Annotated in this window: 22 protein-coding genes and 5 tRNA genes; 20 read left to right on the forward strand and 7 right to left on the reverse strand. The window is 30.9% G+C overall.

Annotated features, from left to right (window positions below):
- Positions 1 to 23: 23 nt before the first annotated feature.
- The 3 genes from P695_RS0100345 (at position 24) to P695_RS0100360 (ending at position 3,125) form a co-directional block, all read left to right on the forward strand.
- Complete coding sequence (locus P695_RS0100345; RefSeq protein ID WP_028126357.1) at positions 24 to 854, forward strand: aldo/keto reductase family protein; 831 nt, start codon at positions 24 to 26, stop codon at positions 852 to 854.
- Positions 855 to 1,102: 248 nt separating this feature from the next.
- Positions 1,103 to 2,227: a MupG family TIM beta-alpha barrel fold protein gene (locus P695_RS0100355; protein WP_028126358.1), complete on the forward strand. Its 1,125-nt coding sequence runs from the start codon at positions 1,103 to 1,105 to the stop codon at positions 2,225 to 2,227.
- A gap of 76 nt (positions 2,228 to 2,303) precedes the next feature.
- Positions 2,304 to 3,125 carry an aldo/keto reductase family protein gene (locus P695_RS0100360; protein ID WP_028126359.1) on the forward strand — a complete coding sequence of 274 codons (822 nt, stop codon included), beginning with the start codon at positions 2,304 to 2,306 and terminating at the stop codon, positions 3,123 to 3,125.
- A gap of 41 nt (positions 3,126 to 3,166) precedes the next feature.
- On the opposite strand, the gene P695_RS0100365 is transcribed toward P695_RS0100360, so the two are convergent.
- The 3 genes from P695_RS0100365 to P695_RS0100375 form a co-directional block, all read right to left on the reverse strand.
- Positions 3,167 to 3,817, reverse strand: a complete 651-nt coding sequence (locus P695_RS0100365) for a nitroreductase family protein (protein ID WP_028126360.1) — start codon at positions 3,815 to 3,817, stop codon at positions 3,167 to 3,169.
- 1 nt (position 3,818) lies between these two features.
- Positions 3,819 to 5,198 carry a DUF2130 domain-containing protein gene (locus P695_RS0100370; protein ID WP_028126361.1) on the reverse strand — a complete coding sequence of 460 codons (1,380 nt, stop codon included), beginning with the start codon at positions 5,196 to 5,198 and terminating at the stop codon, positions 3,819 to 3,821.
- 158 nt (positions 5,199 to 5,356) lie between these two features.
- The gene (locus P695_RS0100375) at positions 5,357 to 6,013 is read right to left on the reverse strand and encodes a nitroreductase family protein (RefSeq protein WP_028126362.1); all 657 of its coding nucleotides are present in this window, start codon (positions 6,011 to 6,013) and stop codon (positions 5,357 to 5,359) included.
- A gap of 111 nt (positions 6,014 to 6,124) precedes the next feature.
- On the opposite strand from P695_RS0100375, the gene P695_RS0100380 reads away from it, so the two are divergent.
- The 9 genes from P695_RS0100380 to P695_RS0100425 all read left to right on the forward strand — a co-directional run bounded on the left by P695_RS0100380 (position 6,125) and on the right by P695_RS0100425 (position 9,842).
- The gene (locus P695_RS0100380) at positions 6,125 to 6,454 is read left to right on the forward strand and encodes a holo-ACP synthase (protein ID WP_028126363.1); all 330 of its coding nucleotides are present in this window, start codon (positions 6,125 to 6,127) and stop codon (positions 6,452 to 6,454) included.
- A gap of 116 nt (positions 6,455 to 6,570) precedes the next feature.
- Positions 6,571 to 7,440: a thymidylate synthase gene (locus P695_RS0100385; RefSeq protein ID WP_028126364.1), complete on the forward strand. Its 870-nt coding sequence runs from the start codon at positions 6,571 to 6,573 to the stop codon at positions 7,438 to 7,440.
- The gene (locus P695_RS0100390) at positions 7,440 to 7,925 is read left to right on the forward strand and encodes a dihydrofolate reductase (RefSeq protein ID WP_028126365.1); all 486 of its coding nucleotides are present in this window, start codon (positions 7,440 to 7,442) and stop codon (positions 7,923 to 7,925) included. The genes P695_RS0100385 and P695_RS0100390 overlap by 1 nt, the downstream gene beginning before the upstream one ends.
- Complete coding sequence (locus P695_RS0100395) at positions 7,925 to 9,265, forward strand: 1-acyl-sn-glycerol-3-phosphate acyltransferase (RefSeq protein WP_084331571.1); 1,341 nt, start codon at positions 7,925 to 7,927, stop codon at positions 9,263 to 9,265. Before P695_RS0100390 ends, P695_RS0100395 begins: the two co-directional genes overlap by 1 nt.
- Before the next feature lie 146 nt (positions 9,266 to 9,411).
- A tRNA-Thr gene (locus P695_RS0100405) sits at positions 9,412 to 9,487 on the forward strand.
- A gap of 7 nt (positions 9,488 to 9,494) precedes the next feature.
- Positions 9,495 to 9,578: transfer RNA gene (locus tag P695_RS0100410), tRNA-Tyr, on the forward strand.
- A gap of 7 nt (positions 9,579 to 9,585) precedes the next feature.
- Positions 9,586 to 9,660: transfer RNA gene (locus tag P695_RS0100415), tRNA-Gln, on the forward strand.
- Between the two features lie 4 nt (positions 9,661 to 9,664).
- Positions 9,665 to 9,740, forward strand: a tRNA-Lys gene (locus P695_RS0100420).
- A gap of 14 nt (positions 9,741 to 9,754) precedes the next feature.
- Positions 9,755 to 9,842, forward strand: a tRNA-Leu gene (locus P695_RS0100425).
- 87 nt (positions 9,843 to 9,929) lie between these two features.
- Here P695_RS0100425 and P695_RS0100430 read toward each other — a convergent pair.
- Complete coding sequence (locus P695_RS0100430; protein WP_028126367.1) at positions 9,930 to 11,048, reverse strand: lipoprotein; 1,119 nt, start codon at positions 11,046 to 11,048, stop codon at positions 9,930 to 9,932.
- Between the two features lie 143 nt (positions 11,049 to 11,191).
- Here P695_RS0100430 and rpmG point away from each other — a divergent pair, with 143 nt between their 5' ends.
- The 8 genes from rpmG (at position 11,192) to deoC (ending at position 22,732) form a co-directional block, all read left to right on the forward strand.
- The gene (gene rpmG / locus P695_RS0100435) at positions 11,192 to 11,335 is read left to right on the forward strand and encodes a 50S ribosomal protein L33 (RefSeq protein WP_028126368.1); all 144 of its coding nucleotides are present in this window, start codon (positions 11,192 to 11,194) and stop codon (positions 11,333 to 11,335) included.
- A gap of 69 nt (positions 11,336 to 11,404) precedes the next feature.
- Positions 11,405 to 12,481 carry a M24 family metallopeptidase gene (locus P695_RS0100440; protein ID WP_028126369.1) on the forward strand — a complete coding sequence of 359 codons (1,077 nt, stop codon included), beginning with the start codon at positions 11,405 to 11,407 and terminating at the stop codon, positions 12,479 to 12,481.
- A gap of 152 nt (positions 12,482 to 12,633) precedes the next feature.
- Positions 12,634 to 13,341 (forward strand): glycerophosphodiester phosphodiesterase, encoded by a 708-nt coding sequence (locus P695_RS0100445; protein WP_028126370.1) that lies wholly within the window; start codon positions 12,634 to 12,636, stop codon positions 13,339 to 13,341.
- Between the two features lie 12 nt (positions 13,342 to 13,353).
- Complete coding sequence (locus tag P695_RS05175; RefSeq protein ID WP_051437254.1) at positions 13,354 to 14,856, forward strand: hypothetical protein; 1,503 nt, start codon at positions 13,354 to 13,356, stop codon at positions 14,854 to 14,856.
- Between the two features lie 21 nt (positions 14,857 to 14,877).
- Positions 14,878 to 16,377 (forward strand): MFS transporter, encoded by a 1,500-nt coding sequence (locus P695_RS05180; protein ID WP_051437258.1) that lies wholly within the window; start codon positions 14,878 to 14,880, stop codon positions 16,375 to 16,377.
- A gap of 146 nt (positions 16,378 to 16,523) precedes the next feature.
- Entirely contained in the window at positions 16,524 to 17,561 is a 1,038-nt protein-coding gene (locus tag P695_RS0100460; protein WP_028126371.1) for a phosphatidate cytidylyltransferase, read from the forward strand.
- A gap of 15 nt (positions 17,562 to 17,576) precedes the next feature.
- Positions 17,577 to 22,034, forward strand: coding sequence for a PolC-type DNA polymerase III (locus P695_RS0100465; RefSeq protein WP_028126372.1), 4,458 nt, complete (start codon positions 17,577 to 17,579; stop codon positions 22,032 to 22,034).
- Between the two features lie 35 nt (positions 22,035 to 22,069).
- Positions 22,070 to 22,732, forward strand: coding sequence for a deoxyribose-phosphate aldolase (deoC, locus tag P695_RS0100470; protein WP_028126373.1), 663 nt, complete (start codon positions 22,070 to 22,072; stop codon positions 22,730 to 22,732).
- Between the two features lie 26 nt (positions 22,733 to 22,758).
- Here deoC and deoD read toward each other — a convergent pair whose 3' ends face one another.
- The 3 genes from deoD to P695_RS0100485 all read right to left on the reverse strand — a co-directional run bounded on the left by deoD (position 22,759) and on the right by P695_RS0100485 (position 25,738).
- Positions 22,759 to 23,472 carry a purine-nucleoside phosphorylase gene (gene deoD / locus P695_RS0100475; RefSeq protein WP_028126374.1) on the reverse strand — a complete coding sequence of 238 codons (714 nt, stop codon included), beginning with the start codon at positions 23,470 to 23,472 and terminating at the stop codon, positions 22,759 to 22,761.
- Positions 23,473 to 23,488: 16 nt separating this feature from the next.
- Positions 23,489 to 25,180, reverse strand: a complete 1,692-nt coding sequence (locus P695_RS0100480) for a phospho-sugar mutase (protein WP_028126375.1) — start codon at positions 25,178 to 25,180, stop codon at positions 23,489 to 23,491.
- Positions 25,181 to 25,249: 69 nt separating this feature from the next.
- The gene (locus P695_RS0100485; protein WP_028126376.1) at positions 25,250 to 25,738 is read right to left on the reverse strand and encodes a deoxycytidylate deaminase; all 489 of its coding nucleotides are present in this window, start codon (positions 25,736 to 25,738) and stop codon (positions 25,250 to 25,252) included.
- Between the last annotated feature and the right edge of the window lie 31 nt (positions 25,739 to 25,769).

The following is a 25,769-nucleotide window of genomic DNA, read 5'->3' on the forward strand; positions in this document are numbered from 1 at the left end:
TAAAATAATAGTGAGGTGATATTATGCAAAAAATATATTTCGGAACTATGACCAAATTAGAAGAAACTTATGATGCAATGATCCAGGCTTTCAAAGCTGGTTATCAAATCTTTGATTTCGCTGATACTTATAGTAATCAACATGTGATTGGGCAAGCAATCACTGCTTGATTTAAAGATAATCCCCATTTAAAAAGAGAAGATTATTTTTTCCAATCAAAAATTTGAACAGAAGATATTGATAATCATTTAGTTGATCAAGAAGTTGAAAAAATCTTAAAAGATTTAAATTTAACTTACATTGATTCATTACTCTTGCATCGTCCATCAATGACAATGGCCAATTCAATTGCAGCTTATCAAAAATTGCTGGTGTGAAAAGCGAAGGGTAAAGTAAAACATGTTGGGGTTTCAAATTTTGAAAAAGAACAATTGATGTTGTTGTGAGCAACAACATCAGTCAAACCAGAATTCAATCAATTTGAAATGAGTGTTTTTAACCAAAGATGAGATCGCATTTTGTTTGCTCAAAAGTTCAAAATTGAAATTCAAGCTTATGGTTCTTTTAAGGGGATTAATGATTGTCCTGAACTAAGTGAAATTGCTCACAAGTATCATGCAACCAATGCTCAAGTTGTCATTGCTTGGTTAAAACATTATGATCTAGATGTCATTTTAAAATCAACTAATCCCGATCACATCAAAGAGAATCTCAAACCAATTGCTTTTCAATTAACAAATGCAGAATTAGAGATGATTAAAAAATTAAATCGTTTTGATAATTTTTATCCTGATAGCTTCACTTCAGATTTAGTAGAAGACTTTTATGCCAAAATTAAGCAAGAGTACAAATAAAGTGTTAACTAACACATCATCAAATGATGTGTTTTGTTTTTTTGTTGATCTTAATGGTTCTTTAAGTAAAAATACCACACAAAAAAATAAAAGGGGTTACTGTTTAAAACTAAAAAATACCTGAGGATTTTAGGTGTGAACCAACAAAACCAAGCAAGAAATTTATAAAATATAAGTGTGGTTTTCAAAAACTACACAGTCACAGCTTAAGCTAATTAAACTGTGAAACAGCAATAAGGAGGTATTGTATGTTAAAAAGAAAATTAGGCATTAGCATTTATCCAGAACATGCACCACTTGCAGAAATTTATGAATATTTAAAATTAGCACACAAATATGAATATGAAATTCTTTTTGTGAGTTTTGTGCATTTTGCTGAAGATAGTACAAAAGATAACACAATTCAAATCAATGAAACCATTCAAGCTATTAAATATGCACATGAATTAGGTTTTTATGTGATTACTGATATTAGTTTGCGTACTTTAAAAATGCTTGATATTAAAATCACTGATTTGAAAAAAATCAAAGAAATGGGAGTCGCTTGCATTCGCTTTGATTCACCAGCATCAGCGATGACACTGGCTAATTTAACCCACAATCAGTATGGTCTTGATGTGCAGTTGAATATGTCAGGTAATGATTATTTAGTTGATGATATTTTATCTTATCAACCAATTATCCCAAGATTAAGTGGTTGTCATAATTTTTATGCTCAAAAAAATACTGGTTTAACTTTTGATTTTTTTCAAAAATGTAATCAAAAATATATTACTAGAAAATTAGAAACCACTGCTTTTATTGGTTCGCATGTTGGTAATCAAGGTCCATCATCAACTAATAAAGACATGACAACACTAGAAGAGTTAAGATATTTATCTTGTGCTACGCAAGCTAAATTTCTTTTCTATACTAATGAAATTGATAATGTTATTTTTGGTAACGCTTTTGCGACTGAAGCAGAACTAAAAGCAGTTGCTGAAATTGATAAATATGAAATCATCTTAAAAGTTCATCCGTGTGATGATAATAGTGAAGTGGAAATGAAAATTTTAGATTTTAAAAAACATGCTAGAAGAGAAGAAAGCACAGATCTTTTGATTCGTTCAAGTATGTCGAGATATTACTTTAAAAAAGAAGCAATTAAACCAAAAAAAACACCAACAAAATTCAATCAAGGTGATGTTGTTGTGATTAATGAACAGGGGGGAAGTTATCAAGGAGAAATGCACATTATTTTACAAGATAATTATGAACACCAAGACAACTTCTATAATTTGATTGGCAAAATTGATCCAGATCAACTTCCTTTATTAAGATTTATTCATGGTTGATCAGCTTTCAAATTAGAAATTTCAAAAACTGAATCTTAATTAGATTTATCCACAATAAAAACCACAAAGTCATCAATTGCACAGCTTTGATATAAAATATTAGTGAGGTGATATTATGCAAAAAACATATTTCGGGACCATGACAAAACTAGAAGATACTTATGAAGCAGTGATGCATGCATTTCAAGCAGGTTATCAAAAATTCGATTTTGCCGAAGTCTATCATAACCAATCAGAAATTGGCAGAGCCATTACTGATTGGTTTAAACAAAACCCAAATCTTAAAAGAGAAAGCTATTTCTTTCAATCAAAAGTTTGGGTGGAAGACATTGATAAGCATGATGTTGACCAGGCCATTGAAAAAATTTTACAAGATTTAAAACTTGAATATATTGATTCTTTATTGGTTCATCGTCCATCATTCAATTTAGAAAATTCTCTAGAGGCTTATAAAAAACTTCTGGAATGAAAAGAAAAAGGGATTGTTAAACATGTCGGAGTTTCCAACTTTGAAAAAGAACAAATTCTTTATTTATGAGCAAGCACAACAGTCAAACCAGAATTCCATCAATTTGAATTAAATATTCATAACCAACGTTGAGATCGAATTTTATTTGCTCAAAAATATAACATTGAAATTCAAGCTTATGGTTCATTCAAGGGAGCTTATGATTCTGAAGAAATTAGTCAAATTGCTAAAAACCATAAAGCCACAAACAATCAAGTCATCTTAGCTTGATTGAACCACTATAAAATTAACCGTGTTTTAAAATCAACAAATTTTGCACACATGCAAGAAAATATAAAACCTCTTGATTTCAAATTAACTGAAGAAGAATTAGCAACTATGAAAAAATTAAATCGTTATGACAATTATTATACAGAAAGCGTCCCTTCTCCATTAGTCAAAACTTTTTATGAAAAAATTAAAAGATAACATATTTTAAAAAAACACGATTAACATCGTGTTTTTCTTGTTTATTTAACTATTTTGATGAATTCATCTTGGTGTCTGCGCACTTTAGTTTTGTGTTCATGATTAAAATCTCCATTAGTTAATTTTCCTAAAGCTAACCCAAGAACAATCATTTCATTATGTTCGATTAACTTTTGTTCAACCATTAACTTATTTAATTTTTCATGATCAAAACCTTCTTGTGGGACAACATCAATATTTAAATCAGCAGCAGCAACAATTCCCACCCCAAGCATAATGTAAGCTTGTTTAGCACTTCAATCATTAGCTGATGAGTCACTAGCAAAATATGTTGGGAAGCGTTGTTGAAAACTTAAAATATAATTATCGCGTTTAGTTAAATCTGCCCCAAACATGTCAGCTGCTGATTTAACAATTGTTTCACTAACTAATTTTTCAACTTTATCAACAACAAATAATAAATATTCACTCGCTTGATAAAAGTTTGGTTGATTAAAAAATAAAGGCGTTAAACTATCTCTAAATTCACTTCTTGGCATTCTAATTAATCGAGTATTAAATAACCCATAAGCTGCTGGACTCATGCGCATTGCTTCAATAATGGAATCCATATCTTCTGGTTTAATTTCGTGGTTTTCATCAAATCGTCTTGGTGACATTCTTTGAGTCATGATTTTTTCAATATATTTCATCTTATTCCTCTTCTGTAGTGGTATCGATATTGATTCCGGAAATTTTTTCTAGGAAACCAATAATTTGTGTTTTGATGTTTTTTTCTAAAATATCTTTAGATTTTCCAATTGTTTCAGCACTTCTACCTAATGCTTTTTGAACATTCTCTAAATCATCAAATTGTTTTTTAAATTTTTTTCAAATTGATGGCAGTTTGACTTCCATAAATTTTCTAATTTCTTCTTGTTGTTTTTCATACAACTTTTGGATTCCATTATCTTCAAAAGCGCTTGCCATTTTTTTACGTTCAGTTTCAAATTTATTTTCCATTTCAATTAATTTTCGAATAACTTGGCCAACAAAAACAAAGCTGTTTGGATCAGTAATTCAAATATTTGCATATTCTTCAGATTTAATAAATGAAAGGTCACCTTTATATTTATCATTAAATGATGTTGCAATTAAAATTCCATATTTCGCTTGTTGGTTAGCTGTATCAATTGCTAATTTACCAACTCAAGAATCTTTTCATTCAGCATTTTTTACTTCATAAACAATTTTACCCATTGTTTCATTATTAGCATTTTTCACAATTTGTAAAAAGTCTGCCTTAACTCCATCAATTGAATCATTGATTTTTTGAATACTATCAAAATATCCAAAACCTTTTCTTAATTCTGATTCGACTTCATTTTCAAAATTTTCACCTTTGGCTTTCGAATGAATAATTTTAAATTGTGAATTTTTCAAGTTCAATTCATTGATTTCGTTTTGTTGTTTTTCAATAATTTGCTGCATTTCTTTTTCTTTAAGCAACACTTGGTGCTCAATGTCAGCTGTTTTTTGGAATTCAACTTGATTAATTTTGTCTTGTAATTTCACCATTTCTAAACTTAAACGTGTTTTTTCTTGCTGGTTCAATTCTTCGATTTTCATCTTTTGAACAATTAACTCGTTTTGTTTTTCCAAATCTAGATTTTTAGCAATTGATTCCACTTGGTTTTTTAATTGCTCAATAGTTTTGGAAGCTTCTAAACTTAAACGTGTTTTTTCTTGATGATTAAGTTCTTCGATTTTCATCTTTTGGGCAATTAACTCATTTTGTTTTTCTAAATCTTTATTTTTTTCAATTGATTCTAATTGATTTTTTAATTGCTCAATAATTTTGGCAAATTCTAGTTGTTTTTGATTAAAGCTAGCTTCTAAATCTGCTTTTTGCTTAGTCTGAATAGCGTCCTGTTCACGTAAAATAATCGCTTTTTCTTTGGCGATTTCGTCAGCCATTTTTAATTGCACTTGGTGATTAATGAATTCATTAAATTGCTCTTTATTATGATCAAATAATTCATCCAAGCTAAATTCTTGTCCACATTTTGGACATTTAAAATTAGTATTTTTCATACATTCTCCTCTATTTCTGGATTAAAGGTTTAAATTCATGTGAGTTTTTTATTATGCAATAATAAAAAAGCATCTTATGTTTTTACTTTTTTAATCTCAAAAAGATTTTATTTTTAAACAAAGAAAAAAGCAATAAAAATATTGCTTTAATTTCTTATCTACTTCACAATTGTGGTAAATTCGTCTTCATTCATTCTGATTTTGTCAAAAAAATGAACCATTGGATCTTGTAAATCTGCTTTTCCAAACCCAATTACCACTGATAATCTTTCGTTGGTTGGATCAATTAAATTGTGTTTAGCAAAAATTTTATCTACTTCAAAACGGTTGAACCCTTCATAAGGTGCTGAATCAATTTCTAAATCAGCAGCAGCAATCATGGCACTTCCTAAACCAATGTAAGTTTGTTTAGATGCTCATTCTTCAGGAATCACTTGATTCATTTTTCAGTTATCAAGAACAGCATTGATCATAATCCCACGCACATCGATTGCTTCTTCAGGAATTGTTTGTTCATAACTATAAGCAAGTGCTGTTGATTTAATGAAATCTTCTTTTTTAGAAATAAAAAAGATAACGTGACTTGAGTTGATAAATGATGGTTGATTCATCATGGCTGGGGCTAATTCATCTCTTAGTTGTCCTCTTGGCACAACAATAAGACGATAATTTCAAACTCCGTAACTCATTGATGTTCATCTGATTGATTCAGTAATTGTTCTTAAATCTTCATCAGATATGACATAATCAGGCAACATTCTTTTTGTTGAACGGCGAGTCTTAAGTAGATTAAGAACATATGTATTTTTAGTCATATGCAAAAACCTCTTCTATAATATGCAGAGCTAAATGTAAAAAATAACTCTAGAATGATTATAATACATATATAGCATATTGGGAGATGTGGAAGATAAAATGGAGTTAAAATGAAGAAAATTGGCATTGATATTGTTGAAAATACCAGAATAAAATTAAATGATGAGTTTTTAAAGAAGTTTTTAACAAAGCAAGAAATGACTTATCTAAAAAGTGTCCAAAGCACCCAGCGTCAAATTGAATTTGCCGCTGGACGATGAGCTGTCAAAGAAGCCATTTTTAAAGTCTTAACCAAAACAGAACATCTTGCTTTTAACCAAATTGAAATTGCTTATGATGCAGAAAAATGTCCAATTATTCTCAATTCTGAACTAGCGAACATTGCGATTTCCATTTCTCACGAGAGACATTTTTCTGTCGCTGTTGCGATGCAAAACTAAGCAATTTAATTGTTGAAAACTTAATTGATTGCGAAAAAACAAATGTAAATATTTAAGTTTATAATTAAAATAATGAAAGATGAGAACATCTTAAAAAATAGAGTAGAGGTTATAAAATGCAACAATATTTAGATTTATTAAAGTTAGTGAAGGCAAAAGGTGAACATCGTTCTAATCGTACAGGAATTGATACAATTTCTTATTTCGGTGCTCAATCTCGTTATGATTTACGTCATGGTTTTCCGTTGGTCACTACTAAAAAAGTGTTTATGAAAGGGATTACTCATGAACTTTTATGATTTATTGCTGGAGATACTAATATTAAATATTTAGTTGACCATGATGTCAAAATTTGAAATGAATGACCTTATGAAAAATTCAAAAAAAGTTCAGATTTTCAAGGCGAAACATTAGCTGAATTTATTGATTTAATTAAAACTAATGCTGATTTTGCCCGCGTTCATGGTGATTTAGGACCAGTTTATGGAAAACAATGAAGAGATTTTGGTGGGGTTGATCAATTAAAAAAAATTATTCAAGAAATTAAAACTAATCCAGATTCAAGAAGATTGATTATTTCAGCTTGAAATCCTCCCCTTGTTGATTCGATGGCCTTACCTCCATGTCACACTATGTTTCAATTTTATGTGTCACCAGATCATAAAACTTTAAACCTCCAACTTTACCAAAGAAGTGGTGATTTATTTTTAGGAGTGCCATTTAATATTGCTAGTTATGCTTTATTATTAGCAATGGTCGCTCAAGAATGTAACTTAGAAGCTGGTGAATTTATTCATACAATTGGGGATGCTCATATTTATGTTAATCATCTTGAACAAGTTGATTTACAACTAACTCGTGAACCAAAAAAATTACCAACTTTAGTAATTAATAATTTCACATCAATTTTTGATGTGAAATTCGAAGATATTAAAATTGAAAATTATGATTCATGACCAGCCATTAAAGGCGAGGTTGCAGTTTAATGATTATTTTAATTTATGCTCAGACCAAAGAAGGGGTGATTGGAAATGACGATCGCCTTCCTTGAAACATTCCAGCCGAAATGAAACATTTTCAAGCAACAACACTAAATCACACAGTTTTAATGGGAAGCAAAACTTTTGTTTCGATGAAAAATCGTCCCTTAAAAAATCGCTTCAACATCGTCATCACCAGAAATCCAAAAAAATTTAACGAGATCAAAGCTGATAACTTAATGTTTACAAGTGATGTCGAAGCGATTGTCAAAAAATATCAACACACAAAAACAAATAATTTATATGTGATTGGTGGAAATGAAATTTTTGAATTATTTTTTGATTATGCAGATGAGATAATTAGAACAACGGTCTATGAAAATTATCCAGGTAACATCAAAATCTCAAATTACGATTTTGAAAAATTTGAAAAAACAAATATTATTAAAGAGGATGAATTCGAAATCGAATATTTTAAAAGGAAAGAATAATGGCACCAAAAGAAACAACAAAAACTAAACCAGTTGCAAAAAAACCAACAACTAAAAAAACTGAAACAACTGCTAAAAAAGCACCTGTTAAAAAGACTGAAAAAGTTGAAGTAAAAACAACTAAACCAGTTACGAAAAAAACAACAACAGCTAAAGTTGCAGTTAAAAAGACTGAAACAGTAACTGTAAAAGCAGCAACAAAAACAGCAAATAAAACAACAGTTAAAAAGACTGAAAAAGGTGAAGTCAAAACAACTAAACCAGTTGCAAAAAAAGCAACAACAACAAAAGCACCAGTTAAACAAAATGCTCAAAAAGAAACACCAAAAATTGCTGAAGTTGAAACAAAGACAGCAGAACCGATTGAATGTTTTAACGAACCTGCTAAAGAAAACAAAGCTGTAGAAGTTGAAGCACCAAAAGTTGAGATAGAAGCTAACGACCATCAAGTAGCAGAAACTAAAGAAGAAAAAGAAGGAAAGTTTATTCTAAATAAAGGTAAAGTATTTTTAATGTGACCATCTTTATTAAACATTAAGATGAAAGCAAAAAAAATTGCTCGTAAAAATAGAAAACATCCTGATTCTTACAATGAAGAATACCGTTATAACTGAGTTAAAAAAGTCGCTAACAGGATGATTACTGCAATGAATGTTGATGTTAAAGTAGAAGGAATTGAAAACTGATTAGATCGTGGTATTGTTTTAGCACCAAATCACCAATCAAACTTTGATGCTTTAGTTTTACTAGCAATTAATGACTTTTCAAAACAACAACCAATTGCTTTTATTGCCAAAAAAGAATTATGGGATGACAAAAGTTTTGCCCGTTTTGTTGATTTGATTGATTTAATCCCCTTAGACCGTAAAAGTCCTAGAAGTGCTATTGAAGCTTTTAAAGAAGCAAGACAATTAATCGTTGATTTCAAACGTAGTTTAGTGATCTTCCCAGAAGGAACTAGATCTGGAGGACAAGAAATTGGCGAATTCTTACCAGCATCAATGAAAATTGCTCAAATGGCTAATGCTCCAATTGTGCCAGTGACAATTATGAATTCATATTTAGTCACTGACCCAAATCGTCCAAAACGCATCGAAGTTAAAGTTGTCTTTGGAAAACCAATCATGCCTCAAAAACATCTTTCTTTAAAAACTGAAGATTTAACTAAAAATGTGCGTAAGGCTGTGCAATCTGGAATGGATGAATGATTAGATAAAGAAATGACTTATGAATTAAAAGCATTGAAAAAACCAAAAAAACAAAAAAAAGCTCAAGCTCTTAAAAAAGATAAACCTAAACAAAAAAAATCATTTAAGGATCTTTTCAAGATAGTTGATTAATTTAAAACCCTTTTGGGTTTTTCTTTTTGATTTTTTTGTTTTTTAGACTTGATTTTTTTAAAAATTAAAAGATAATTAATAAGTATTGTTTTTATTAAGATATTGACTTTACTACATAAATCAACATATACTTTATGAGTATTCATGCTGACTTAGCTCAGTTGGTAGAGCAATTGACTAGTAATCAATAGGTCGTAGGTTCAACTCCTATAGTCAGCACCAGATTCATGGAAGGGTAGCGAAGTGGCTAAACGCGGGTGGCTGTAACCCACTTCCTTTCGGTTCGGGGGTTCGAATCCCTCCCCTTCCACCATTTTTTTTGGGCTATAGCCAAGCGGTAAGGCAAGGGACTTTGACTCCCTCATGCGCCGGTTCGAATCCTGCTAGCCCAGCCAATACGACTCGTTAGCTCAGCAGGTAGAGCAACTGGCTTTTAACCAGTGGGTCCGGAGTTCGAATCTCCGACGAGTCACCATTTATTTTATTCTTCCCCAAGTGGCGGAATGGTAGACGCAGTGGACTTAAAATCCACCGAGCTTTATATCTCGTGCCGGTTCAAGTCCGGCCTTGGGGACCATTATAAATGTAAAAAACACTTTCGAGTGTTTTTTTTATTGCCTAACTGAAGATGAAAAAAGATGCTTAGAAGCATCTTTTATATTATTTATTTTCTCTTTTTTAAATCAGCATTGTTGTTAGATTGTGATTTTGGATTCTTTTCAGCTTTTTGAGTAGTTCCTTCGCCTCCACCTGGTGGTGTTGGTTTTGGATCTTTTGGTTCTTCTGGTTCAGTTGGTGGTGGAGTTGGGGTTTGGCTTACTCCAGAATCTTTAGCATGATCATTTTTAGTATCTCAGTTTGAAGCACCTTGATCTCAACTATCCAGTTTAGCAATAATTGATTTAACCAAGCCACTAGGAGCCTCTTTATTAAATAATGATTTAAAATTATTTTCTGATAAAGAGTTATACATTATTGGTTGAATTGCATATATGAATTGATGATATCAACGTTCAAAACCACTTGGTAATTCTTTTGTTGAACCATTTTTTAAAAATTCATCACCATATCTGAATCAACCATTATTGATTGAAACAATATGACCATTTTTAACAACTAAGAAAACCGGTCCTTTGGTAATATTTGTTTTAATGTCATTAATAGCATTATCAATAGCCGTTTTTCTTTTAGTGACTAGATCTTTCCCATTTGGATTATCATAAAATTGTTGGACTGATGCTAATTGAATCATTAAATCCTTGCGAATAAATTTATCAGCTAAATCAGAAGTCGCCTTACTTAAATCTTCAACCTTATCATAGCTGATGTAATCAAAGAAGAAATTTGTTGGTCCTGTTGGTTTGGTGAATAAATTATGATCTTTGGCACCAGTAATTTGTCCATATTTTTTACTATTAGTATCTAAATTAACATTAGCTTCTGGAAGATCAGTATCTTTTCATGTTTGGTTAAAAACGGTTTGCCAACTATCAACATATCAATTACTTGGTGATGCTAGATGCCCAGGTGTAAACTCGGCACTTAATTTTCTGGAAACTTCATCCATTGAATCAACATCCATCGCTTTTTTAAACCCATATTCAAAGGAACGCGAAGAAGCATTATCTTTTGCTCCCAGGTAAATTACCCCAGCAGAATTTTTCGTTTTTTCAATTAAAGTAACAATTTTATCTTCCGGATTACCCCCAGAACACGCCACAACAGTGAGTGTTGCTGAGACAGCAATTCCAACGGTTCCAATAAAGCTTAATAATTTTCTCATAGCCATTCCTTCCACGTATAATTAATATTTTACTATATTATTTCCCAAGAAGAGAAAATTAATAATTAACATCTCAAATTTTTAATAATTATGTTATTATCAATAAAGTATTAAATACTTAATGTAATAGAGAGGTGAATAACATGCGTGAAGGAATAATTTTAAGATGTGCTGATTGCAAACATGAAAACTATGTTGGTAAGAACGACAAGAAAAAAGAAAAAATTGAAACAAGCAAATATTGCCCAAATTGCAACAAACACACAACTCATAAACAAAAAAAATAGTTAGAACGATTGTTTCTAACTATTTTTTTTGTTTTAATTTACTTAAAATTGAAAAGAGGAATTTTTAAAATGATGAAAAAAGCAATTATTAAGCAAACGATGACAGAACATAAATTAGATGCGATGCTAATTTATTCTCCTGAAAATCGTTATTGATTTTCGAGATTTAGATCTTCATTAGGTTATCTTTTAGTCACTAAAAATAAAACTTATTTATTTTTAGATTCACGCTATATTACCATGGCTAGAGAACAAAAAGATTTACAAAACATTGATCTTTTAGATTATTGTGGAAAAAGTGTTTGAACAAAAATCAATGAAATTTGTCAAAAAGAAAACATTCAAACAATCGGCTTTGAAGCTGATTGATTAAAATATCAAGAAATGCTGAATTTCAAAAAAGTATTACATAGCAAAGATTTTATCCCTGTTGATACTAGCAAATGAAGAATGGTCAAAGATGAATGAGAAATTAAACAAATTAAAAAAGCTTGCGACATTACCAATCAAGTTTATCAAGATGTTTTAAAGTGAATTAAACCACGTGTGACTGAAAAAGAATTAGCTAGATTTGTTTCAGATGCTTTTCTCAAATATGGCGCAGATAAATTAAGTTTTGACACAATTGTTGCTAGTGGGGCAAATGGCAGTAAACCACATGCCGTGCCAACTGACAAAGTTATTGAAGTTGGCGAATTAATTACTTTAGATATGGGTTGTTTTTACAATGGGTATGCTTCTGATCAAACAAGAACCTTTTTAATTGGTGATGAGTGTAATATCGCGAAATTAGAAGATATTTACCATATTGTTTATGAAGCCCAAAGTTTAGGGATAAGCATGGTTAAGGCTGGGGTGAATGCTGGGGATATTCATCGTGCTGTTGCTAAATTTATTGATCAAAAAGGATATGGTGAATATTTCGACCATGGACTTGGACATGGGTTAGGGATTGAAATTCATGAAGAACCTTATGAAAGTCCTTTGTCACAATCAATCTTAAAACCTGGCATGACAATTACTGTGGAACCCGGAATTTATATTCCAGGTTTTGGTGGAGTAAGAATTGAAGATGACTTACTTGTCACTGAAACTGGTTATGAAATGTTAACTTCTTCACCACGAGAATTAATTAAAGTAAAATAAAATGCTCAATTTGCAAATAGAAACCGCCCAGGTTTCTATTTTTTTTGACTTTTGTGGAAAAATTTCTTTTTTTTAGCATAAAAGTCGGAAAATTTAACCAATAACTTTTATATTATAGATAGGGACAATAAAAAACCCATCAAGGAGGTCGCATGCTTGTCGCACATCGAGGTTTTAGAAAACCTAATGGTCAAGAAAATCGCATGGTCGATTTTAAAAGAGCTTTAAAAACATGTAAAGCTGTCGAATTTGATATTCGCATGACTAAAGATAAAAAAATCATTATTTTTCATGATCACAATTTAAAAAGGATCGCTAATGAAAATGTCACATTAAGAAAAATTACTTATCCTGAAATTAAAAAATTACCATTTTTTAAAAGTCATAAAGATTTTTTACCACCATTATTTATTGAGGATTTTGTTCATCAAATTAGTGATCAATATGACATGATTAATGTCGAAATCAAACCTGACCGGTACAATGAGCAAGAATTTGCACAAATTCATGAAGCTTTAACTTTATTAAGGAAAACAACTGATGCTGAAATTATTGTGTCTTCATTTAGTGTCAAAGTTTTAGCATGAATTGTTACTTTGGATGCAACACAATTTAAAAAAGGTTATTTATTTGAAAAGGCTCATGAAATTAATTGAGATTTAATTCGTCAATTTGATTATGTTCATCCATATGTTGGAACTGTTGCTAAAAGAAGTAATAAAAGACTTTTTAAGGATATTAATTTACCAATGAACATTTGAACATTCAAAACAGATGATCAAGTTGCAAGAGTTAAAAAATTTTATGGTGAAGACCAAATTCATGCCTATATTAGTGATAATCCAAATCTAAAAATTTAGAAAGGTAAATTTATGAATAAATTTCATACTAAAAAAATAAACTTTAAATCCTTTTTTTCAGGTTTGAAACAAAACTTTCCATTAATTATTTTAGCTTTAGCTGATGTGGTTGTTTTTGCAATTCCATTGTATATGGAAAATTTCATTCCTAATATTTACAAATACCTTGGTTTAAATGCTTCGGATTATTCTCAAGCTAGTGCCACATATGGTTTTGTTAGTATTCCTTGTTTTTTAATCGGTTCTTATGTTGGGGACAAATTTAAAAGTAAAAACTTAATTATTTTAAGTTTGATTTTAACCTTTCTTTTAGGGGGTTGATACATTACCTTACCAATAACTTCAACATATAGTTCTGATGCTTCAATAACTGCCATTCAATTAAATGTTATTTTTGCTGGTTTTGCTTTTTCTAAATCTGGTTTATTTTGAGGTCCTTTATGAAAAGTGGTGAAAAATCATCGCACTGAAGACCTAGAAGGAATTGCTAGAGAAAAGAAAGTTGGCCAAAACAATGGTTATGAAGGGATGATGAATGGACTGATTGGACTGACTTTAGCTTTATTTGGAACATTACTTTTCCAACTTTCTGACCATCAACTTTTACCAAATGTCATGATTAATGGTCGAGCAGTTGACTCAGGATTCTTTATTCTTGTTTCTGTTTATGTCAGTTTAATGGTTGTTGCTTGCTTGCTTTTATTAAAATATATTAAAGCAGTGCAAAACAAACCTGGAGAAATGAGTTTTTCACTTAAATCTATTTACAATACTTTAAAAAATTATCAAATCTGATTAATGGCTTTTTTAGTTTTGGGTGTTTATATGTTGCAAATGGGTTTAGGCTCATATATCAATTACCTATCTAACATCTTTTTAATCCCAGCATTAGCTGTGATGATTATTGGTATTTTTCGAACTTATGTCATGCGTTTTGTGATGTCTGGTTGGTTTGGCAAAAGGGCTGATAAATCACATTCATATATTTTATGAATTTGCATTGGTTTATTTATTGGAATTCTTTTAATTTTAATTGGGGTTGTTTTACCTGGATTTAAAAATAATTTTAATCCTAAAGATGATCCAACCATTGGGACAATTGTCCAAGTTGTGGCTTGTTTAAATCTAATTTTACTAGGTGCTTTAACTTGATGCTTAGTTACAATTAGATGATCACCCATTGGAGCTGAATTAAATGTTTCTAATAAAGATTATGCGACTGGGGTGAATATCATTTCTGTTATTGCTTTCACTCCAGATGCTTTTTTCAAACAAATTAAATCAGCAATTGAAGCCAACCATAATATGCCATTAATTAATCCAACCACTGGTCAAGTGACTAAAGTTGCTGACCAATTAGGAAACCAATTAATATTGACTGTAGCTATTGGCTTAGGATTATTTGGTTTAATTTCAGGCATTATTCTCTACATTATTCTTTATCGTAAGTCAGACAAGTTTATTTTCAAAAAATTCAGTAAGCACTCTAAAGATCGCTTACAACAAATAAAATAATTTATTCAGAAAGGATAAAATATGAAAAAATTTAATTTAAAAAAAATTGATTTCAAAACATTTTTTAGTGGGTTTAAACAGAACTTCCCGCTAATTATTCTAGCTTTAGCTGATGTTGTTGTGATGGCAATTCCTTTTTATATGGAAAACTTTATTCCTAATATTTATAAAAATATTGGTTTAAGTGCCTCAGAATATTCACAAGCTTCAGCAATTTATGGTTATGTGGCAATCCCATCATACCTTTTAGGTTCTTATATTGGTGATAAATTCAAAACCAAAACCTTAATTGTGGTGAGTTTAATTATTACTTGTCTTTTAGGTGGTTGGTATATTTCTTTACCAATCACTTCAACATTTGCCACAAACTCAATGGTTACTGCCATTCAATTAGATATTATTTTTGCTGGTTTTGCCTTTTCATGTTGCGGACTATTTTGAGGTCCATTATGAAAAGCAGTTAAGAACCACAGCACTGAACACATTGTTGGAGAAATGAAAGAAAGAAAAGTTGGTCAAAACAATGGTTATCAAGGGATGATGAACGGTTTAATTGGACTAACTTTAGCATTATTTGGAACCTTATTATTAGAACTTTCACAAAGTAAAATTTTACCAAATATTATGATTAATGGACGTCCCATTGATTCTGGATTTTTCATCCTTGTCACTATCTATACTGCTTTAATTGTGCTTTCAGCTGTTTTAGCATTGAAATATATTAAATCAATCAAAGAAGAAGGAGAGGCGAGTTTTTCTCTAAAAGCAATTTATCATGTTTTAAAAAATCTACAGATTTGATTATTAGCATTCTTAGTTTTAGGTGTTTATATGTTACAAATGGGATTAAGTTCTTATGTTAATTATTTATCAAATATCTTTTTAATCCCATCGATAGCTGTCATGATTTTAGGAATTTTTAGAACTTATGTCATGCGCTTTATGGTCTCTGGTTGGTTTGGTAAAAAAGCTGATAAAGCCCATTCTTACATTATTTGAATTTGTCTTGGATTAATTGTGGGAATTGTTTTAATTTTTATTGGAGTTGTTTTACCTGGCTTTAAAAATAATTTTAATCCTAAAGATGACCCAACCGTTGGGACAATTGTCCAAGTTGTGGCTTGTTTAAATTTAGTATTATTAGGTGCTTTAACTTGATGTTTGGTCACAATTAGATGATCACCATTAGGAGCTGAATTAAAAATTGAAAATCAAAATTATGCAGCTGGAGTTAATGTTATTTCTGTCATTGCTTTCACTCCAGATGCTTTCTTCAAACAAGTTAAATCAGCGATTGAAGCAAAACATAATATGCCACTAGTTGACCCTACCACTGGACAAGTCACCCAAGTGGCTGACCAGTTAGGTAATCAACTGATCTTAGTTGTTGCTATTGGAATGGGCTTATTTGGTTTAATTTCAGGAATTATTTTATATATTGTTCTTTATCGTCAATCAGATAAGTTTATTTTTAAGAAATTATCTAAAAAACATCGCCATAAATTACAACAAGTAAAATAATTAAAATTGAAAGTCTTCGTGCTTTCAATTTTAATTTTTGTCCTCTTTTTCAATCCGAAAAAATTTAATTTGGTGACAAAACATTCCCTTTTGACCTAAGAAAAATCCTATTTAATGATAAAATTAAAATAGTTTAAGGGGAATTCATGAGTGAGAATAAGAATTTACAAACAAAACTAGATAAACAAAAAAATAATAACTTAAAAATCAGAACACTTTCAGCGATGATTATGCTGTGTTTTTTAGCGGTTTATCTTCTTTTAGTTGTCTTTTCAACTGAAGCACAAAGACAAGGATGAAAAATCGACCCAAGAATAACTAGTTATGTTTTTTATGGTTGCACAATGGTTTTACTAGTAATCTCAATTCATGAATTAGCTAATAGTTTAGGTTATAAAAAAATCTGAATGCAAATCTTAATTGTTATTCTTCCATTAGCCATTTTCTACTTCCCATTTTTTAAAGCCAATAATCTGTCGATTATTGATGTTGATGCACAAATTCATTTATGATTTGACTGATGATTTACCTTGATTATGGTTAGTTGTTATTTCTTATTATTGCTTGCTTTAAGTTTTGCTTCTAAAGAAGAGCATGCCAAAAGAAAAATGATTGTTTTATTTGCTTATTCTTTAATTATTATTATTGGTTTTAAAGGTTTAAGTGAAATTGCTTTAACCATGAATACTATTGGTAATCATTTGGACCATAATCCTAAATATGGTTTCATGACAATTATTTGAGTTTGAGGAACAGTTATTTTAACTGATACATTTGCTTATTTAGGCGGAACTAAGTTCGGTAAAACTCCACTTGCTCCAACAATCAGTCCTAAAAAAAGTTGTGAAGGGGCTTTAATCGGAACTGTGGGCGCAACCTTAATTGGAGCATTGGTTGCTAATTTAAGTTTTTATTTAGTACCTAACTTTGGACCATTAAGTTGGAATTTAGGAACCGTCCAAGCAACCATGCCAAAAGTTATACCAGGACTTTTATTAACTTTATTAACTTTATTAATTTCTATTTTAGGTCAATTGGGCGACTTATTATTTAGTGGATTAAAAAGAATGGTGGGAATTAAAGATTTTGCCAATTGTTTCCCTGGACATGGGGGAGTATTAGATCGTTTTGATTCATTGATCTTTGTTACTTTCTTTCTTTTTATTATTATTCAAATCATTTAGTGGGAGGAGATTTGCATGGAACAAAGATTAAAATTAATTTTTGAAAAATTAAATATCGAAATCGACCAAGAAGACTTGGTTTGTTTTAATGGTGCTTGTGTGGTTGGGCAAATTGCTGTATCTGAAGTTAAAGAAAAAGCTTATTTGACAATTCAAGTTTCACAAACTTTACCAATCACAGTTATTAAAAAATTGGATCATAAATTTAAAAATGCGAAAATTCAAACTAAAATTACTATTTGCCCAACAATAGTTAATTATCATTTAGAAACAATTTGACAATATATCGATTTTATTAAAAATGAAAAAGCAACCAACAAAACTTCAACTTGAGAAGCTATTGATCAAGCGCATGCTAATTTTGATGCAGAACAAAAGTTAATTGAATTTGTTGTTGAATCAGTGAGCAAACAAAAAGTGGTTGATGAAGAAATTAAATATTTGTTAGCTAAACTACAACAATATGGTTTTCATGATTTAAAAATTACTTCAACATTAATCACCCCTGTTGAAGATTTTATTTCACAACAAGAAGACACATTTAAAAAAATGGCAATGGCTGAACAAGAAAAAAAAGTTCAACAAAATCGTGTTGAAGAAACTAAGCCAGTTAATAACAATAACTTTAGAACTTATGCTGGTCCAAAACTTGACCAAGCAAGTTATAAATCTTTATTAGATATTGAAGAAAATGCTAATAACGTTGTTATTCATGCCCAAATTTTAAAATTAAACATTCGTAATTCGAAAACTGGGCGAAAAATTTATTCTTTAGACGTGACTGATCACAACTCTTCAATCAAAGCAATTTATTTTGGCAAAGACGAAGGAATTAATTTATTAGATCCTTTAACTGAAGATGAGGCAATGAGTGATAATGTGGCAATTTATAAACAAAATCGCATTGGTGTTGGGGATTGAATTGCTTTAAAAGGAAAAACAAATTTTTCGCAATATGATAATGAAATTATTTTTATTGTGGAGAATTTCCAAAAAATCAATCGTGAAATTAATACTAGAGAAGACAATGCTGAACAAAAACGTGTTGAACTACATACCCACTCAAAAATGTCTGTTATGGATGGTGTGAGTGAAGTTAGTGATTATATCAATCGTGCTGATAAATGAGATTGGCCAGCAATTGCAATTACTGAACATACTAATGTTCAGTCATTTCCTGATGCTTTCAAAGCAATTAAAGCGGTTAATAAAAAACGCCAAGAAAAAAATCAAAATCTTTTAAAACTAATCTATGGGGCAGAAGTGACTGTTTTAAATGATGAACTTTGATATGTTAAAAATCCAACAGGAATTAAATTAAATCAAGCTAAACTAACTGTTTTTGACTTAGAAACAACAGGACTAAGTCCTGAATTTGATGAAATTATTGAATTTGGAGCAATTGTTTATGATGTTAAAACTGGTGAACGTAAACGCGTTGATTATTTAATCAAACCAACCAAACCATTAAAAACATTTACTAAAGAATTGACCAACATTACTGATGAAATGTTAGAAGATAAACCAACAATCGAAGAAATCTTCCCTACCATTTATGAATTAATTAAAGATACGATTTTAATTGCCCACAATGCTAATTTTGACTTAGGTTTTTTAAACTGTAATGCTAAAAAATTAGGTTATCCCGAATTAACCAATACAGCTTTAGATACATTAACAATTGCCAGAGCAATTTATCCTGAATTAAAAAATCACCGTTTAGGGACAGTTGCTAAAAAAACCGGCATCATTTATGACGACAAAATTGCTCACCGTGCGGATTATGATGCCGATATTTTAATTGATGTTTATGAACATATGTGAAGTGATGCTAAAAAAAATCACGACATTATTTATGATGAAGATTGAAAGAAAATTCATCCTGAGAACAAAAAAATCAATGTTAACTTTACAAAAACACGTGGTTTTCACACCACAGTGTTGGCCAAAAACCAAGCTGGTTTAAAAGATTTGTATAAAATCATTTCTTACACTCATACAGATTCCTTGCTAGGTTCACCAAAAATTTTTAAATCAGAATTATTAAGTTGAAGAAATAAAGGAAATTTATTAATTGGGACAAGTTGCGTCAATGGAGAAATTTTTGAACTAGCGAGAACCGGAACTTTAAATGCTTTAAATACCAAAATTCAAGATTATGATTATGTCGAAATTCAACCATTAAGTGTTTATAAAAACTTATTACAAAATGATAGTTTAGATTTAGATGAATTAAAACGCACAATTAAACTAATTATTAAAATTGCACAAGCCAACAATAAATTAATTGTGGCTTCAAGTGATGCTCACTATGTTGACCCTGAATTAAAAATTATTCGTGAAATTTATATTAATTCCAAAGGTTTAGGTGGGTCTAATCACCCGTTATTTGATTTCAAAAAACGGGTAACTGATTATCCCGATCAACATCTTAGAACAACTAAAGAAATGCTTGATGAGTTCAGTTGATTAAATGATGAGAAACTTGTCGAAGAAATTGTTATCACCAATACCAATAAAATTGCTGAGATGATTGAACATGGTATTGAAGCTGTGAAAACTGGCACATTTGACCCACAAATTAAAGATGTTGATCAACTCTTAAAACAAAAGTGTTATGAAATTGCTCATCAAATGTATGGTGAAAAACTGCCCGAGATTGTCAGCAAACGTTTAGAACTAGAATTGAATTCAATTATTAAACATGGATTTGCTGTCGTTTATTGAATTTCCCATAAATTAGTCGAGAAAAGTTTAAACGATGGTTATCTTGTTGGAAGCCGTGGAAGTGTTGGTTCTAGCTTTGTTGCAAGAACCAGTAATATTACTGAAGTTAACCCTTTAAAAGCTCATTATCGTTGTTTAAACTGTCAATATTCTGATTTTGAAACACCACCAGAATTTAATTGCGGATATGATTTACCGATTAAAAATTGTCCAAATTGTCATCAGCAATTAATTGGTGATGGTCACGATATTCCTTTCGAAACATTCTTAGGTTTTGATGGAGATAAGGTGCCTGATATTGACTTAAACTTTTCTGGTGAATATCAACCCAAAGCACACAACTTTACCAAAGAAATGTTTGGTGAAAATAATGTTTTCCGTGCTGGAACCATTTCAACAGTCGCTGATAAAACCGCTTTTGGTTATGTGAAAAACTTCTTAGAATCACACACCGAATTAGAACAACCGCGCAAAGTTGAAATTGAACGTTTAGCAACACTTGCTAGTGGGGTGAAACGCACAACTGGTCAACACCCTGGGGGGATTATTATTCTACCAAGTGAATTTGAAATTGAAGATTTTACCCCTGTCAATTATCCAGCTGATGATGTCAAAAGTGCTTGAAAAACGACTCATTTTGATTTTCACTCAATTCATGACAACTTATTAAAAATGGATATTTTAGGTCATGTCGATCCGACTGCTTTAAAAATGTTGCGTGATTTAACTGGGGTTGATCCTGTCAACATTCCCACAAACGATAAAAAAGTTTATACTTTATTTTCTAATTTAAGTGCTTTAAATATTACTGCCGATCAAATTAATAATGAAGTGACAGGAGCGATTGGTATTCCTGAATTTGGCACTCAATTTGTCCGTGGGATGTTAAAAGATACAAAACCAAGATCATTTGCTGATTTAGTGCAAATTTCAGGATTATCCCACGGAACTGATGTTTGGTTAGGCAATGCCCAACTTTTAATTAAAAATGGTTTAGCCAATATTTCAACTGTTATTGGTTGTCGTGATGATATTATGGTTTACTTAATGAACATTGGTTTAGAACCATCACTAGCTTTCAATATTATGGAATCTGTCCGTAAAGGTAAAGGTTTAAAAACGCAATGAATTGAAGAAATGCGTGCTTTCAAAATTCCGGAATGGTATATTGAATCTTGTCAAAAAATTAAATATATGTTTCCCAAAGCGCATGCCACTGCTTATGTGTTAATGGCCTATCGCATTGCTTGATATAAAATTTATTATCCAGAAGAATACTATGCAGTCTTTTTCTCAACAAGAGCCAATGCTTTTGATTTAAAGACGACATTGCAAGGTTATGATGCCATTTTAAGCAAACTAAGAGAATACGAATCAAAAGCTGCCAGAAAAGAAACAACAGCTAAAGAAAATGATTTAATTACAACTTTTGAGGTTTTAATTGAAATGATGTCGCGAGGGGTGAAAATTGCGAACATCGATTTTAACAAATCACTTTCAACTAAGTTCTTAGTTGAAAGTAATGAAAAAGGTGAGAAAATTTTATATCCACCATTCAATGTCATTGATTCATTAGGCGAAACTGCTGCCCAATCAATTGTTGATGCTCGTGAAGTGCAACAGTTCAGTTCAATCAAAGACCTAAAAACAAGAACCCAAATTACCCAAACTCAAATGAAAATTTTTGAGGAACTAAAAATTGTTGATTCATTATCAAATGATGAACAACTAACATTTGAATTTTAAAAAATTTTAAAATTCAAAAATGAAGGAGAAACATAATGTTATTAAATAAATATATTGACCACACGATTTTAAAACCAGAAGCCACTGCTCAAGATGTGATCAAAATTTGCCAGGAAGCTAAAGAATATGACTTTGCCACAGTTTGTGTGAATCCAAGTCGCGTTGCCCAAGCTAAAGAACTTTTAAAAGGAAGTAATGTCGGAATTACCACTGTTATTGGTTTTCCATTAGGAGCTTCAACAAGTGAAGTTAAAGCTTGTGAAACAAAAAATGCGCTTCAGCAAGGGGCCAGTGAAATTGATATGGTACTTAATATTGGAGCCATGAAAGACCGTAATTATGCGGATGTTTTAAACGATCTAAAAATCGTGAGACAAGCAGCACAAAATCATGTCTTAAAAGTGATTTTAGAAACTTGTTTATTAACTGATGAAGAAATCGTCAAAGCTTGTCAATTATGTGTCGAAGCTCAAGTTGATTTTGTTAAAACCTCAACTGGATTTAGTACTGCTGGGGCTAATGTCCATGTGGTTGAATTAATGAAACAAACTGTTGGTGATGTTTGTCAAGTTAAAGCTAGTGGGGGAGTAAGAACTTATCAAGATGCTTTAGAGATGATCAAAGCTGGAGCAACTCGTTTAGGAACTAGTGGGGGAGTGGCCATTGTCAATGGTCAAGAACACCAAGAAAAATATTAAAAAAATTGGATGTTTAATCCAATTTTTTATTTCACGAATTTTAAAGCTGTTTCTAAAGCTAATTCAAACATGGTGGTGAATTTGCTTTCACGTTCTTGACTCGTTGTCACTTCTCCAGTCACTAAGTTATCTGACACAGTAAATAAAGCGGCAGCTTTTTTATTTAACTTAATGGCATTGGCAAATAAAGCATATGTTTCCATTTCAACAACATCTAAATGTTTTTCTTTAGCAAGAGCTAAAGAATTATCACTACGGTAGAATACATCACTGGCATGAGCACGACCACTAATCAAAGGAATATTTAGTTCCTTGGCAGTTTCAGCAATAGTGTCAAACATTTCTTTGGCAGCTGGTAAAATCTCTTGATGTGTTCTAGTCACAATTTTAGCAAATTGTGATTCGCCATAAGAATCTTTAGTGTTAAAAACTGAATAGGGGCGGTAATCTTTGTTATATGCCCCACAAGTTCCAACACGTAAAATGTAATCAACATCATAATCATTAAATAATTCATATGAATAAATTCCCATAGATGCATTCCCCATCCCTGAAGCAGCAATTGTAATTGGTACTCCTTTATATGTTCCTGTATACATAAACATGTTACGCACACGATTAACTAATTTTGGATTTGTTAAATATTTTTCAGCCATTACTTTAGCGCGTAATGGATCTCCTGGCATTAAGACAAATTTGGCAATTTGGCCAACTTGCGCTTCAATATGTGGTGTTCCCATTTTTTCTCCTTTTTTGTTACATTTCTAATTTTAATTGATTTTTTAAATCTTGTCACATTTTAATTTGTTTGTCTTTTGATGAAATTTGATTTTTATCAACAACAACAAAGTAAATTTTTAATTTTGGTTCAGTTCCCGATGGACGAGCAGCAAATCATGATCCATCTTCAAAATAAAATTTTAGCAAATTTTGTCCTGGCATATTATATAGTCCGTCAATGTAATCTTCGACTTTCACAACTTTTAAACCAGCTAGTTCTTTAAGACCATGAGTTCTTAATTGTTTCATGATTGGATCTAGTTTAATTGCTTTTTCTTCTGGTTTAACATTCAAATTGACAGTGTCAGTGAAATAAAAACCATATTCATCATAAATATCATCTAAAACATCAATTAGTGTTTTGTTGTGTTTGGTTTTGGCATACCAACAAGCTTCAGCAATGACCACACTAGCTTGAATCCCATCTTTATCTCTAGTTGAGGCATCTAAAACATAACCAAATGATTCTTCATAGGCAAAAACAAAGTTTAAACCACGACTTGCTTCTTTAGCAATTTCATCACCCATTCATTTAAAACCAGTGAGGGTTTTAATAATTTCTACTCCATAAGTTTCATGAGCAATACGATCTCCTAAATCTGAAGTCACAAAGCTTGAATATAAAGCAGGATTAACTGGTAATTTATTAAATTTCTTTTGTTGAGATAATTTTCATTGAATTAACAATGGTCCTGTTTCATTCCCATTTAAGCGAACTCATTGCTTATCATGTTTGACAGCAATCCCGATGCGATCAGCATCTGGATCATTAATAATGATGATATCTGCATCATGTTTTTCTCCATATTGTAAAGGGATGATTCAGGCTGGTGCAAATTCTGGATTGGGATTTCCAACATTTTTAAATGTTTCATCTTCAAAAGCATGTTCTGCCACTTCAATGACATCATAGCCAAACTTTCTTAATAAAACTGGGGTAAATTCAGTTCCAGTTCCATTCACTGCTGAAAAAATTATTTTAGTTTGTTTTTTGGAAGCAGTTTCATTTGGATAAAATTGTAAATCAGCAATCATTTGTTCATATGCTTTGGTAATTTCATTAGCCACTGTGGTCATTAAAGCAGGATTAGTTTGATAATTTCAATTTAAAATATCAGTAATTTTATCCATTTCTGTCGCAATGACATCAGTATCTTCTGGCATTAATTGGCATCCAAACGGATCATAAATTTTGTATCCATTATATTCAGCTGGATTATGACTAGCAGTAATCACAACCCCAGCAATGGCATTTAATTTTTTAGTAGCATATGAAACCAACGGGGTTGGTTTCATGGCATTGTTTGCAAATAAATAAGCTTTAATATTAAAACTAGTTAAAATTTCAGCAACTAACTGAGCAAATTCTTTAGAATTATGACGATTATCATGACCAATTACGACACCATCATTTAATCTGTCAGGGTATTTACTCAATAACAATTTGCTTAAGCAAATTGTTACTTTTTTAATTGTATAGACATTAAAGCGACCTGGGCCTGCTCCCAAAATTCCTCTAATTCCAGCTGTGCCAAATTCTAATTCCAAATTAAAAGCAGCATTTAATTCTTCATCACTAGCATTGGCTAACAAATCTTGCAGTTCTGGATCCATAGTTGGATTAGTACTTCATTCTAAAAAATGTTTATTTTGTTTGTCAAAAATCATATTTTATTCCTTAACTATTCTTTTATATTTTTAATTATACCCTTAAAAAGGAATAATAAAAAAAGGACTTTAGTCCATTTTTATGTCATTAATTAAAATTTCAATCTTTAAATCAGGTAATAATTCATAACTGATCTGGGCGGCATCTAACATGCGTTTAGAAGCAATCACATTTGGCTCGTTGTCATATTTATTATCCATAAAATAAATTTTGCTAATTCCGGCTTGGATTAAAATTTTAGCACATTCATTACAAGGGAATAAAGTCACATATAATTCACAACCAGTTAAATCAGTTCGTGAAGCAACAACAGCATTTAATTCAGCATGAGCCACATAAGGATATTTTGTATTAACAAAATCCCCCTCACGTTCTCATGGAAAATCATCATCACTAATACCACGTGGAAAACCATTATACCCAGTCGAAACAATTTGTTGCAAACGATTAACAACAACGGCCCCAACTTGAGTTGATGGGTCTTTACTACGCATGGCAGATGCTTTAGCAACTGTCATAAAATATGTTTTTCAATCTAAATATTCTTTACGTTTCATTTGCAACCTACTCTTTTCTGACTTTGTTTGA

The sequence above is a fragment of the Williamsoniiplasma lucivorax ATCC 49196 genome (assembly GCF_000518285.1).
Classification (GTDB): domain Bacteria; phylum Bacillota_I; class Bacilli_A; order Mycoplasmatales; family Mycoplasmataceae; genus Williamsoniiplasma; species Williamsoniiplasma lucivorax.